The sequence below is a fragment of the Bacillus ndiopicus genome (assembly GCF_000612805.1).
Lineage (GTDB): Bacteria > Bacillota > Bacilli > Bacillales_A > Planococcaceae > Metasolibacillus > Metasolibacillus ndiopicus.
On the sequence record NZ_HG964405.1, the window covers coordinates 120485 to 133443 of the forward strand.

At 37.1% G+C, this 12959-nt stretch carries 11 protein-coding genes and 1 other annotated feature; of the genes, 7 read left to right on the forward strand and 4 right to left on the reverse strand.

Annotation, left to right across the window (positions count from 1 at the left end; genetic code table 11):
- The first annotated feature begins 3 nt into the window (after window positions 1-3).
- From argJ to TY13_RS08920, 3 genes are read left to right on the forward strand one after another with little or no spacing between them, the layout of a single operon-like run.
- A complete protein-coding gene (gene argJ / locus TY13_RS08910; RefSeq protein ID WP_042474567.1) occupies window positions 4-1227 on the forward strand; it encodes a bifunctional ornithine acetyltransferase/N-acetylglutamate synthase in 1224 nt (407 codons plus the stop codon).
- Window positions 1190-1966, forward strand: a complete 777-nt coding sequence (gene argB, locus TY13_RS08915) for an acetylglutamate kinase (protein ID WP_042474568.1) — start codon at window positions 1190-1192, stop codon at window positions 1964-1966. The genes argJ and argB overlap by 38 nt, the downstream gene beginning before the upstream one ends.
- Complete coding sequence (locus tag TY13_RS08920) at window positions 1963-3105, forward strand: acetylornithine transaminase (RefSeq protein ID WP_042474569.1); 1143 nt, start codon at window positions 1963-1965, stop codon at window positions 3103-3105. The genes argB and TY13_RS08920 overlap by 4 nt, the downstream gene beginning before the upstream one ends.
- A gap of 31 nt (window positions 3106-3136) precedes the next feature.
- Here TY13_RS08920 and TY13_RS08925 read toward each other — a convergent pair whose 3' ends face one another.
- A complete protein-coding gene (locus TY13_RS08925; RefSeq protein WP_042474570.1) occupies window positions 3137-5992 on the reverse strand; it encodes a transglycosylase domain-containing protein in 2856 nt (951 codons plus the stop codon).
- Between the two features lie 193 nt (window positions 5993-6185).
- Window positions 6186-6388 (forward strand) — a binding site (T-box leader).
- A 58-nt stretch (window positions 6389-6446) separates the two neighbouring features.
- On the opposite strand from TY13_RS08925, the gene tyrS reads away from it, so the two are divergent.
- Window positions 6447-7718, forward strand: coding sequence for a tyrosine--tRNA ligase (tyrS, locus tag TY13_RS08930; protein ID WP_042474571.1), 1272 nt, complete (start codon window positions 6447-6449; stop codon window positions 7716-7718).
- Between the two features lie 220 nt (window positions 7719-7938).
- On the opposite strand, the gene TY13_RS08935 is transcribed toward tyrS, so the two are convergent.
- The gene (locus TY13_RS08935; protein WP_042474573.1) at window positions 7939-8856 is read right to left on the reverse strand and encodes a class I SAM-dependent methyltransferase; all 918 of its coding nucleotides are present in this window, start codon (window positions 8854-8856) and stop codon (window positions 7939-7941) included.
- Between the two features lie 292 nt (window positions 8857-9148).
- Here TY13_RS08935 and TY13_RS08940 point away from each other — a divergent pair, with 292 nt between their 5' ends.
- Entirely contained in the window at window positions 9149-10294 is a 1146-nt protein-coding gene (locus TY13_RS08940; RefSeq protein WP_230199409.1) for a PstS family phosphate ABC transporter substrate-binding protein, read from the forward strand.
- A 64-nt stretch (window positions 10295-10358) separates the two neighbouring features.
- Here TY13_RS08940 and TY13_RS08945 read toward each other — a convergent pair whose 3' ends face one another.
- Complete coding sequence (locus TY13_RS08945) at window positions 10359-10847, reverse strand: ImmA/IrrE family metallo-endopeptidase (RefSeq protein WP_042474574.1); 489 nt, start codon at window positions 10845-10847, stop codon at window positions 10359-10361.
- 143 nt (window positions 10848-10990) lie between these two features.
- Entirely contained in the window at window positions 10991-11356 is a 366-nt protein-coding gene (locus TY13_RS08950; protein WP_154661572.1) for a helix-turn-helix domain-containing protein, read from the reverse strand.
- Window positions 11357-11600: 244 nt separating this feature from the next.
- On the opposite strand from TY13_RS08950, the gene TY13_RS20680 reads away from it, so the two are divergent.
- Both TY13_RS20680 and TY13_RS08955 read left to right on the forward strand, forming a co-directional pair.
- The gene (locus TY13_RS20680) at window positions 11601-11777 is read left to right on the forward strand and encodes a DUF3954 domain-containing protein (RefSeq protein WP_074432952.1); all 177 of its coding nucleotides are present in this window, start codon (window positions 11601-11603) and stop codon (window positions 11775-11777) included.
- A gap of 97 nt (window positions 11778-11874) precedes the next feature.
- The gene (locus TY13_RS08955; protein WP_042474578.1) at window positions 11875-12390 is read left to right on the forward strand and encodes a sigma factor-like helix-turn-helix DNA-binding protein; all 516 of its coding nucleotides are present in this window, start codon (window positions 11875-11877) and stop codon (window positions 12388-12390) included.
- The last annotated feature ends 569 nt before the right edge of the window (window positions 12391-12959 follow it).

A 12959-nucleotide genomic window follows, 5' to 3' on the forward strand; every position in this document is an offset into this window, starting at 1 on the left:
AATATGGCGGCTATTATTGAATTAAAGAAATTATCAGGTAAAAATATCGTATCACCAAAGGGGTTTACAGCGGCAGGTGTGCACTGTGGTTTAAAGCATAAGAAAAAGGATTTAGCATTACTTGTTAGCGAAGTACCAGCAAGTGTTGCAGCGGTTTTTACTACAAACGCTGTGCAGGCAGCCCCTTTAAAGGTAACGAAGGAAGTTGTCTATGGCACAAAAAAAATTCAGGCGTTGCTTGTTAATTCAGGAAATGCAAATGCTTGTACAGGAAAGCAAGGGCTAGCAGATGCATATGAGATGCAAAAATTAGCAGCAGAAAAATTAAATATTGATGCCAACTTAGTAGGGGTAGCTTCCACAGGCGTCATTGGAGAAATGATGAAGATGGAGCCAGTAAAAAAAGGCATTGCAATGCTAGCTCCTAATAATGACTTAGAAAGTAGCATTGATTTTGCACAAGCAATTTTGACAACAGATACGGTGATGAAAAATACAACATATGTAACAACGATTGATGGCAAAGAAATTGTTGTTTCTGGTACGGCAAAGGGCTCTGGCATGATTGAGCCAAATATGGCGACAATGCTAGGTTTTATAACAACAGACGCCAACATACAATCAAATGAGTTGCAAAAAGCGCTATCACAAATTACAGAGTGTACATTTAATTCAATTACAGTCGATGGCGATACATCAACAAATGACATGGTTGTTGTTATGGCAAACGGTCTTGCTGATAATGAAACGCTAACGCCGGAACACCCAGAGTGGGCAAATTTTTACGTTGCATTGCAGGCTGTGGCAGAGGATTTAGCAAAATCAATTGCACGAGATGGTGAAGGGGCGACAAAGTTAATTGAGGTTGAAGTGGTGGGAGCACTCGATGATGTTGAAGCCCGTAAAATAGCTAAATCGGTTGTTGGTTCGCCGCTTGTAAAAACCGCTGTCTTTGGCTGTGATGCCAACTGGGGACGTATTATTGCAGCGATTGGTTATAGTGGTGCAACGGTTGATCCTGAAAAAATTACTATTCAAATTGGCGGTACAACAATGGTTGAAAATGGGGAGCCAATCGCTTTCTCAGAGGAACAGCTTATTGCGATATTAAAGCAGCATGAAGTGAAAATTTACGCTTCTTTAGGTCAAGGGGACGGACACGGCTTTGCTTGGGGGTGTGATTTAACATATGACTACGTTCAAATCAATGCATCATACCGCTCGTAATATCGTTATTAAATTGGGTGGTAGTACGTTAGAAGGCTTAAACACAGCTTTTTTTCATAAAATACAGGCATTGCAGCAAGAGGGCTATCGTATCATTATTACACATGGTGGAGGACCAGCAATTAATCGTACATTAGCTGCCAATCATGTAGCATCACATGTATTGAATGGTATACGTGTTACAACATCAGAAGCAATTGACTTAGTAAAAACAACATTAATTGGGCAAGTAAATCCATTTCTAGTGCATGAGTTAAATGCAGCGGGGATACAAGCGATTGGGCTAAATGGCTTTGATGGTCATTTATTAGAAAGTACATTTTTAGATGAGGCAACATACGGTTATGTAGGGCGCATTGAAAAAGTAAATACGGAGCTCCTAGATGCTATTTTAACAGCGAATATTGTGCCAGTGATTGCGTGTATTGGCGCAACAGTAGATGGTCAGGCATTAAATATTAACGGTGATACAGTAGCAAGTGAAGTTGCTCTAGCTATAAAAGCAGAAAGTTTATTACTTGTAACAGATGTTGCTGGAATACGAATTGAAGGGCAGTACCAGCAAGAGGTGACAGAATCAGCAATTGGGCAGTGGATTGCTGACGAGCATATTTATGGTGGGATGATTCCGAAAGTGCAAGGAGCGCTAGCATGTTTAGCAGCAGGCATTCCATCTGTTCAAATTGTAGATGATACATTAACGGGCACAACAATTTTAAAGGAGATGGTTGCAGGATGAGTGCATTATTTCAAAATTATGCAAGACGGCAGATTAATATTGTTGAAGGAAAAGGAACGATTGTTTACGATGATTGTGGGAAACGTTATGTAGATTTTACAAGCGGTATTGCAGTTTGTACGCTTGGTCATGCCCATCCAGCGATTGTTCAAGCTTTACAGCAACAAAGTGAAAAGCTATGGCATATTAGCAACCTTTTTGAAAGCGCGGGACAAGAGAAGCTTGCTACGACGTTAGTGCAGGATTTGCCATTATCGTATGCTTTTTTCTGTAATAGTGGGGCAGAGGCTAATGAGGCAGCGATTAAACTGGCGCGTAAGCATACAGGCAAGCATCATATAATCGTTTTTGAACAGTCCTTTCATGGGCGTACATTCGGTGCGATGTCCGCGACAGGGCAGGATAAAGTACGAAATGGCTTTGGTCCATTAGTTGAGCAGTTTACAACATTACCATTTAATGATGTAGCAGCACTTGAAGCGGCAATTGATGAAACAGTAGCGGCAATTATGCTAGAGCCGATTCAAGGAGAGGGCGGAATTAATGTAGTGACGCCAGAATTTGCGGAAGCGATACAAAAAATTTGCGACAAGCATAATATTTTACTAATTGTTGATGAAGTACAAACAGGTATCGGTCGCACAGGCACGCGCTTTGCCTTTGAACAAACCGCATTGAAACCAGATATCGTATCAATGGCGAAAGGCTTAGGTGGTGGCTTCCCGATTGGTGGTATATTAGGAACAGCACAATTATTTGAGACATTTAATGCTGGAACGCACGGTACAACATTTGGTGGTAATCCATTAGCCGTGGCAGTTGCACAAACAGTTGTTGAACACGTATTTAATGATGCGTTTTTACAACAAGTGCAGGAAAAATCAGCGTATTTACAAGAGAAGCTACAGCTAGCATTAAATGATGAAAAGTTTGTTATTCAAGGAAAAGGCTTAATGCTTGGCATTTACTGTGGCGGGGATGATGTAGCGGGTTATGTAACACAATTGGAGCAAGCGGGCTTGCTTGTCGTACAGGCAGGTCCAAAAGTAATTCGTTTATTGCCGCCATTAACAGTGAGTGAAGCAGAAATCGACGAAGCTGTAGCTATTTTAAAACAAACATTAAAAAATGAGCTATAGGGAGGGTTTTCCTCTCTATAGCTCATTTTAATTAGTCGATTTGCTCTTCCTCAGTGTCTTCGGTATCCTCAGTCTCCCCAGGTGGCGATTCTTCAGGTATTGGATTGCCGTTATTTTCTTCTGTATCTGGCTCATCGATTATTGGTGGTGGAGCCGCTGTTTCAATCGTGTTAGAAGGAGCAGATTGACGCCCTGTAATATCTACGGCTACAACATAGTAATTCGCTCCAATCGTTATTTGTGCTCTGCGACCTTGTTCAAAGCGATTTGTCGCAATAAGCTGACCATCTGATGAATATACACGATAGCCAATTACATCATTGGATGCAGATTTTGACCAAACTAATGTATTACCTTCCAGTGTTGTAACAACAGGCTCTGGTGCTACATCATCTGCTGCAAATGCTGCTCCAGTTACAACAGATGAACTTAATGAAGAATTGTTAGGCAGTAATTTAGCAGGATCTCCACCTAAAGCGCCGAGCATACGTTTAACAAAGTCTTCGTTTAAGCCAACACCACCCATCGTAATAAATTCAGCTGGTGTAGAAGGTAAGGCGCTATATGATTTGCCATCAATATTGACAGATGCAGAAGAAACTAAGCTGTCATCTGGACTGGATGGTAAAAACACATTGCGATTAAATAAATCGGAGCGTACTAGCCCAGCACTTGAACAAGCACTAGAAGGTGCTAAGCCTGAAATACCACAAAATGATGCATTTACAACATTTGCAGGCTTTTCAAATCTTTCTTTTGTCCCAACAAATTCAGGATCGATATCGTAAATTGTATTCATGAAAGCAGCCCAAAGTAAATTAACACGGGTACTTGGTTGGTAGTAAGTGTTATTAAATGTGTTTAATGATTTAGGCTGATCATAGCCCATCCATACGCCTAAAGAAACATTCGGATTATAACCAACTAACCAAACATCCTTATAGTCTTGTGTTGTACCTGTTTTCGCTGCGAAATCAGATGAAAACTTTAATGTGCTTTTTGCACGAGTTCCTGTACCATAGTCAAGTACATCGCGCAACATATCTGTCACCATATAAGATGTTTCAGGTGTATAGACCTCAACAGGATTAACTTCGTGTTGATAAATAATATTACCATCTAAATCAACAATTTTTTCAATCATGTAAGCATCAATAAATTGGCCACCATTTGCTAAAGTTGCAAATGCATTTGTATTTTCTTCAACTGTTGTACCATTCGTTAAACCACCAATAGCTGTTGCTAAATTGACATAGTCACCTTCAGTTAGGCGAGAAAAGCCCATTTTAGATAAATATTCAGCAGGTCGATTCGATAAAATATCATCATATAAGCGTAATGCTGTTAAGTTTTGAGAGTGAGCCAAGGCCTCACGTGCAGGCATAATACCCCTTTCCTCATTTTCAAGATAGTTTGAAGGGCTATAGCCATCAAAGCCACGCTTAAATTTTACATCGACTACAGGGCTACCTGCACCGATTTTTCCATATTCGATAGCAGGACCATATACTAAAAGTGGTTTCATCGTTGAACCGTTCGAACGATATGCCTGTGTAGCATGGTTTAATGCCTCAATATTAAAATCACGACCACCAACAAAGCTTAAAATGCGTCCTGTTTTATTTTCGATAACAACACTACCTACTTGAACAGGCGTTTCAACGGTAATTTCTTCACCAGTTTCTTTATCTACGGTTGTTGTTGTATATGTATGACCGTAGTATTGGAAATTTTCTGCTGCCTTTTTCATCGCATCATACATCTGCTGATTGATAGTAGAGTATATACGATAGCCTTTCGAACGCACATCACGATCTGCTAAAATCATATATTTTTCAAGTAACTGTGACTCTTCCTGTAAGCGCTTCGGATCAATTCCATCCTGTTCAGCTAACATTTCTGCAATAATTTTTTTTGCACGATTTTCAAGCTCATATGTTAACCATGGGTAACGATCTTCAGGACGTGTTTCAGGCTTCCTAAAGTCTTGTGTAATATCGTATGCAATTGCCTCTTGATAGTCATTTTCAGAAATATAGCCTGCTTCTTTCATTCGGTATAAAACTGTTTTCATACGGTCTATCCCTGGCTGTAAAGCTTCCTCCGTTTTTAATTGCCCTTTTTGTGTAAATGGTGTGTGGGCAAAAGGTGCCTGAGGAATCCCAGCTATATATGCTGCTTGTGGTAAAGATAGCTCAGAAGCTTTAATGCCAAATATACCTTCTGCTGCTGTTTCAATCCCAGCTATGTTTCGACCTGATGCATTACGTCCATATGGGATAATATTTAAGTATGCTTCTAATATTTCTTGCTTTGTCATAAACTTTTCGAGTCGTAATGCTAAAAGTATTTCCTTTGCTTTACGTTCATAGGATACTTCATTTGTTAAAATTTGGTTCTTTATTAATTGCTGTGTTAATGTCGAGCCACCTGTTTGAGTGGATGAATTTGTGATGTCTTGCAACAGTCCACGAAAAACCGCTTTTGGTACAATCCCGTTATGCTCACGGAAATATTCATCCTCTGTCGCAAGAACCGCATCAATAACAATAGGCGAGACATCCTTAAGAGAAGTTTCGCGACGCTCTAAGTCTGTACGTAGCTTTCCGATATAAATATTATCCGCAAAATAAATTTCACTCGTTTCCTCATAGTTGAAAATTAGCTCACGCATATCTTCTTTAGAGCGCAAGGGCTCTTCTTTTACGAGTGAGGCGAAATAACCTGCACCAACTGCCCCAGCAAATACCGTTAAAGTGACCAGCATAATAAGTAGCAATAAGGATAGATTCCAAATAACCCCGCCAGTTATGCGGAATGCCCGCATCCATTTCATATTTGCGAGCGATTCTATTTTTTTATTTATTTGCATTAACCATTCTTTCAATGTAACGCCCCCTTGAATTCATTTACCATCATGCTTTGGTGAATGATGATAAAGCCTCCGACAAATATGATAGATAATGAAATAGTTCAAACTAAAAAAAGTCAAGGCGTAATTGATTATAGCACATTTTTTCAACAGCTAAAATATAGTTATTGACAATAGGCGTGTTTTAGGTAAAATAGTCTGTATAGTTTTTTGAGCATAGAAGAGATTGCAGTAGTGTTTTCATTCACTGTCAAGAGAGCTAGCGTTTGGTGAAAGCTAGTCATAATGAAAAACATGAATTACGTTCTTGGAGCTCGAACGTTGACGTCGCGTTATGACGGACTAGAGAGGAAGAGAGGATTCTCTTCAAGCTGGGTGGTACCGCGTTATTTTAATTATAGCGTCCCTGCATGCATAGTGCGTGTAGGGGCTTTTTTGTTTCTATACGCAAAAAAGAGGAGGATACAACATGACAAACAAACTAATTGAAGACTTAAACTGGCGTGGTTTGTTATACCAACAAACAGATGCGGAAGGTATGGAAAAATTATTAAATGAGCAATCCGTATCATTATACTGTGGTGTAGACCCAACAGCTGATTCGATGCATATCGGTCATATCGTACCATTATTAACGCTTCGTCGTTTCCAACAAGCAGGACATAAACCAGTATTATTAGTTGGTGGTGCAACAGGAATGGTGGGAGACCCATCAGGACGCTCTGAGGAACGACAATTACAAACAGTAGAGCAAATTGATCGCAATGTGCAAGGGATTAAAAAGCAATTAGAGCGTATTTTTGATTTTAATTCAAATGCAGAAAACACAGCACAGCTTGTTAACAACCATGATTGGATTGGCAAAATGAGCACAATCGAGTTTTTACGTGATTTTGGTAAGTTAATTAATGTTAACTATATGCTTGCAAAAGATACTATTGCTTCACGTTTAGACACAGGTATTTCATTTACAGAATTTACGTACACAATCATCCAAGGGATAGATTTTAACCATTTATACGACAATCACAATGTGCGCATACAAATCGGTGGCTCAGATCAATGGGGCAATATTACAACAGGCTTAGAAGTTATTCGTAAAACACATGATGACAATGCAAAAGCATTTGGCTTTACAATTCCGTTAGTAACAAAAGCGGATGGCACGAAATTTGGTAAAACAGCAGGTGGGGCAGTATGGCTAGATGCAGAAAAAACAAGTCCATATGAGTTTTACCAATTCTGGATCAATACAGGTGATGCAGATGTTGTGAAATACTTAAAAATCTTCACGTTCTTATCCCGTGAGGAAATCGAGGCGTTAGTTACTAGTGTTGAACAAGAGCCACATTTACGCAAGGCGCAAAAAGCGTTAGCGGAAGAAATGACAAGTTTAATTCATGGACAGGAGGCACTTGATGCAGCGCAGCGTATTACAGCAGCTTTATTCTCTGGTGATTTAAAATCTTTATCAGCAGTAGAAATGAAGGATGCATTTAAAGACGTTCCTTCTATTGAAATGGCAAAAGAAGATAAGAACATCGTTGAATTACTTGTAGAAGCAGGTGTATCTCCATCGAAACGTCAAGCACGTGAAGATGTGACAAACGGTGCAATCAGCATTAACGGTGAAAAAGTAACGGACTTAGAATATGTAGTAGATGCAAAAGACCGTTTAGAAGATGCCTTTGCAATTATTCGCCGCGGTAAAAAGAAATACCATATGGTGAAGTTTAACTAGAGATAGTAAACCCCGCATGAAAGAAAATTTCATGCGGGGTTTTTTTAATGAACTCTATTGAATTTGACGAGTCATTCAACTAACTCAGAAACGTCTTCCATTTCTAATTGTGCACCATATTTTTCGATCGGCACTGTGTCAATCAATATTTAATCAAATGTTTTTGTTATTCCAAAGGATCGATTATCCACTTAAATGCCTGCATTGTTTTCTCTAAAATTTACTTTTTTACTGCATGTATAAAATGAATCGTTTCGAATGCTGAGAAATAATCAGAGCGATGACTAAAGAATTGATTATTAATAGCAGTTGGAGTTAGATGTTCATAAATAAGTAATCCAGAATCCTCCAATATTTTCTCAATTTCATTATAGGCAAAACATGATTTCATTTGTTCACCGCTAGCTGAAGCCATTTGAAGCATATTTTGAACTCGATTAGACAAACCTTTTTCTTCAAAAAGTTTGTCATCTGCGTAGTCGAAAACAATGGAGCTTCCAGCTGGTACAGTAGCAAATAATTCATTTATCAACTGGGCATTTTCGTCTTTTGTTAAATAATATGAAACGCCTAAAAGGCTAAAGAAAGTTTTTTTATTTGCTATAAAGCCCGCTTCAACAAGATTTTGGCTAGTGAATTCTTTGGTGAAGTCCATTGCAACGAAATGTAAATTATCAGGGATTTGATAATTAGCATTGGCTAATCTTACTTTTTTAAAGTCTTGCGTAGTAGGATAATCCACCTCGAATATTTCTAAACGGGCTTGTAATTCAGGATGCCTGAAGCAAAATGTATCTAATCCAGCACCTAGAATGACATATTGCTCAACACCTAGTACCATTTCTCGAAGTAATACATTTTCGCAAAAAGCAGCACGTGCTAGAGGTGTTGGAGAAAGCTGAACTTGTGTAATCCATTTTAAAATTTCATCTGGCTGATCTTTAAGCTCATTTGCGATTTCATGATTAAAAAATTGAATTCCTTTTATCATATTTTCACGAATATCTACAAATTCTTTCTTGGTAATTAAATCTAATGCGATAAAATCATCAAATATTTTAGGTGTATCATACTTACTGTGGTAAGCTCGGCTAAAGGCTGATATTAAAGAAGTTAAACTGGATTCATTTGTCTTCATTCATAACCTCCATAAAAAAAATAAGATTCTCCTGGCCAGGAGAATCTTATTATACACACATGATTTATCATTGTAAATTATAGCATAAATAATTTTTTTTGTCAAATTTGAGCTTCTGGAATGTGAAAAAATGTTTTTTTCTATTAATAAGGTGCATTTGTACAAACTTGCTTAAAGAATATGGATGTTATACTAAATAAAATACCTTCTACTTTAAAAAGTAGGAGGTATATGGATGGAGTTGGAACAATTTCTAGTTTATTATTATTTATGTTAAAAAGGGGTCGATAATATGATGGAGAAAATAGGTAGCATCGTATTGCTAACAATAAGTATATTATTTTTTGGCACACCATTATTATTTATATCTGTGATTATCTTGCATCCAAACTATGTATGGCTTTTGGCGGCTACTGTTTTGGCGGTTTATTTTTTACTCGTATTAAGGATTTTACAATTTTTCAAAACAAAAAGACGTAAGCAAGTGGCAGTGCTTATTATAGTAGGAATTATGATTGTACCAACTGTGTTGGCAGGGCAAACATATTATGAAAGCAAATTGGCTACAGTAGATAGTGAGGTAGATATATGGGCATATCATCCTTTTACTAAAAATAATCAAGTTGTGCAATTGGACGAAATCTCGACATTAACTTTGGAGGGGAAAATGCCAAGGATTGATGGTGCAACAGCGCTATATCCGTTATATGCAGCATTTGTAGAGGCTACCTATCCAGAAAATACCGATTATTTTGGGCGGACAGTGATGGTCAATAAAACACCTGATGCTTATAACAATGTGATAAATGGCAAAGTGGATGTCATTTTTGCTGCTGGACCATCTGAGCGTCAGTTGAAGATAGCGGGGCAAAGGAAAACTGAATTAAAGATGACGCCTATTGGCAAGGAAGCCTTTGTATTTTTTGTACATAAAAATAATCCAATTGACAATTTAACTTTAGAGCAAGTTCGTAGCATTTATGCAGGAGAGATTACGAATTGGTCACAGGTGGGGGGCGCAAATGAAAAAATCCGTGCCTTTCAACGCCCAGAGGATAGTGGTTCACAAACAGCGTTGCAACGTTTAATGGGAGATACACCGATTATGGAAGCTGTAAAACATGATGTAGTTACAGGCATGGGAGGCATTATTGAGGAAGTGGCACAATATAAAAATTATAAAAATGCACTTGGCTATACATTCCGTTACTATTCAACTGAAATGGTGCAAAATAATCAAATCAAATTGTTATCGATTGATGGTATAGCACCTACAAAGGATAATATTCGTAATAACACCTACCCAGTTACATCGGAATTTTACGCAATAACAGCAGGGACATCAAATGATAATACAACTAAGCTTATTGAATGGATTTTATCACCTCAAGGACAAAGTTTAATTGAAAAAGTAGGGTATGTGCCGCTTGATGAATGATTTTTCCTAGACTAACCCAATCAATTACGCCGCGGCGTAATTGATCTAGAGGGTATTTTTAGTGTCATTCCTTATAACGGTATAATTGATTTTGCTTATTACTTAGAAATTGTATAAGTCTGTTTTTAGCAAATTCTTGCTCTACACAAAAATTCTGTTGGATTTTATTTATTTCTTTATTCGTAAAGTCGTACAAGTCCATTCGTTCTAATAAAAAGGTAGGAACACACGCATGGTACATAAAATTATTTGCTTTTGATTCCTGATATTTTTGGAAAAGCGGTGGCAAGTTAAATTGATTGCCGCTGTGTAGTAGCACATGACATAATTCGTGACAGAAATCTTGCCATTCTTTTTCGGGTGATAAATCTTCTTCAAGAAAAATATAAGCACGTCCTTCAATAAATAAAGCTTGGCTACGTTCTGACCAATAAAACACTTTTATTCCCAATCTTGTTGCGATTTCTTGAAAACTCAATAAAGATAAATCTGTAATACCTAATTGCATATAAAAGCGTGTAATATAATCCTCAAGATGTGTATAATAGTACATATAAAACAACTCCTAAAAATACCAGTTAAGAACATTTGTTCTATTTTATTATATTATAAAACCTCACATTTTGGTAGTGAGGTTTGGCATATTATTGACAATCAATGGAGACCTTCGCTAATTATTTGCTTTAAATATTATTTTTAAAGCTCCCCATGATCCTTTAAAATTTCCCACATTTTACGTAGCTTTTCTAAATCTTCTTCCTTCGACTTCGGCAATTCCTTATACCATTTTTGCAGTGTCGGGTTGTTAGCAAATGCTTGAAACTCAGCTTCATCCTTTTCCTCTTGTGTCAATGTAGACGAATTCGAACGCCCAAGTAGATAGTCTGTACTAACATCTAATACATTGGCTAATTGTAGCAATTCACTATCTTTTACAGGTCGTTCATTTGCCTCAATTCTATTCATAACGCTAACATTAAGATTTACTCGACTTGCTAGCTCTCTTTGTGTCCATCCTTTGCTTTCTCTTAATGAAACGATTCGCTTTCCGATACTCATCATGATTCACCGCTTTCAGAGATTTCATACTTTATTATAACACATTTCTATTTTGGAAATAAAGCATTTCTAAAAAAGAAACATTTTGCTTGAATTTCTATTTCAGCGATGTTATAGTACTGTTATCGGGTTGCTAAAATAGAAATTATTTAGAGTATATGAAAAATATCTATAAAATATTTCTAAAAGAGCAACTTCAATATCGGAAGCTATACAGTGAAAATTACTTTTCGTAGGAGGGTTTATTATGAATAAAGAAAAAAAGCAAATTAATGTATTTGAGAACGGTATTTATATTGTACAGGATGGATATGTTACTCCGTTAGAGCCGAAAGACTTTGGGCAGGACACAATCATTTGGAAAAATGGACGAGTATTAGATGTAGAACGAGCAGAGCGAATTCGCATTCAGCAAATTAAATAATAGTCCCTACGGAAAAACCGACGGACACTAATTGACTTTGGTTATTTAACCAAGTCGATTAGTGTCTTTTTTATTTGAAAGAGAGAGGAGAAGGCTAATGGCTAAATACTTTCCAGATTTAATTGAAGAATATAAGCAATCATTAAAGAATTTACAGGCAATAGGTGGGTGCTCAAGTATGGAGCGTGATTTAAAGGAGGCTATTCAATGGATGGAAACAGGCTATGACCCGGCTGAATATCGAGCTGCTACTCGAAAGGATTGTTATGTAATGGATCATTACTTGATGCAGCAATTTCTTATAACTATTGATTATGATTTCACTGCATTAAACACGGACGAGCTAAAGCTAAATAAAGAAGAAGAGCGAATAGATAGTGTTCAAAATATTATAAGGGAAGCAATGGTTGGCTTGACGGAAAATGAGCGCAAAGTGTTCGTACTGATTCGAGCTGAATATATGACATTTTCTAAAGTAGCTGACATTTTAGAAATTACACGTAGCTCCGTACAAAGCTATTTAAGACGGGCTGAGTTAAAAATAAAAAACAATATTAGTTGCAAAAAATTAATATGCCATGGAAACGGCTATATGATGAAAAATTCATTTTAAGAGTTTGCCATACCAAAACCCATTTAGTGAGAGATTTATATTTAAGAAAAATCGAAATGGTGAAAAAGAGAAATAATTTTGCCATATAAACGCCTATATAGTGAGAGATTTATTTAAGCAAAATCGAAATGGTGAAAAAGAGAAATAAACTTGCCATACAAAAACCCATATAGTGAGAGATTCATTTAAGCAAAATCGAAATGGTGAAAAAAGAGAAATAAACTTGCCATACAAAAACCTATATAGTGAGAGATTCATTTAAGCAAAATCGAAATGGTGAAAAAAGAGAAATAAACTTGCCATACAAAAACCTATATAGTGAGAGATTCATTTAAGCAAAATCGAAATGGTGAAAATAAGGAAATGAACTTGCCATACAAACGCCTATATAGTGAAAGATTCATTTTTAAAGCTTCGAGCGTCTTTTTCCAGTTTACAGACGTTAAAGACTAATCTGGCAAAGCTTAAGGGGGGAAGCAGGAATGAAAAAGGAAAAATAGTTAGGGCAAGGCAAAATCTATAATGGTACAACGATTCTAAAAAGTATCATGGAAAGCGCTAAAGCAACA

Coding starts and splice junctions, on each gene's coding strand:
- argB (WP_042474568.1), top strand. CDS start 1,190: ATGACTACGTTCAAATCAATGCATCATACCGCTCGTAATATCGTTATT.
- argJ (WP_042474567.1), top strand. CDS start 4: ATGGCGGCTATTATTGAATTAAAGAAATTATCAGGTAAAAATATCGTA.
- TY13_RS08935 (WP_042474573.1), bottom strand. CDS start 8,856: ATGAAGACAAATGAATCCAGTTTAACTTCTTTAATATCAGCCTTTAGC.
- TY13_RS20680 (WP_074432952.1), top strand. CDS start 11,601: ATGAATAAAGAAAAAAAGCAAATTAATGTATTTGAGAACGGTATTTAT.
- TY13_RS08955 (WP_042474578.1), top strand. CDS start 11,875: ATGGCTAAATACTTTCCAGATTTAATTGAAGAATATAAGCAATCATTA.
- TY13_RS08920 (WP_042474569.1), top strand. CDS start 1,963: ATGAGTGCATTATTTCAAAATTATGCAAGACGGCAGATTAATATTGTT.
- TY13_RS08940 (WP_230199409.1), top strand. CDS start 9,149: ATGATGGAGAAAATAGGTAGCATCGTATTGCTAACAATAAGTATATTA.
- TY13_RS08950 (WP_154661572.1), bottom strand. CDS start 11,356: ATGATGAGTATCGGAAAGCGAATCGTTTCATTAAGAGAAAGCAAAGGA.
- tyrS (WP_042474571.1), top strand. CDS start 6,447: ATGACAAACAAACTAATTGAAGACTTAAACTGGCGTGGTTTGTTATAC.
- TY13_RS08945 (WP_042474574.1), bottom strand. CDS start 10,847: ATGTACTATTATACACATCTTGAGGATTATATTACACGCTTTTATATG.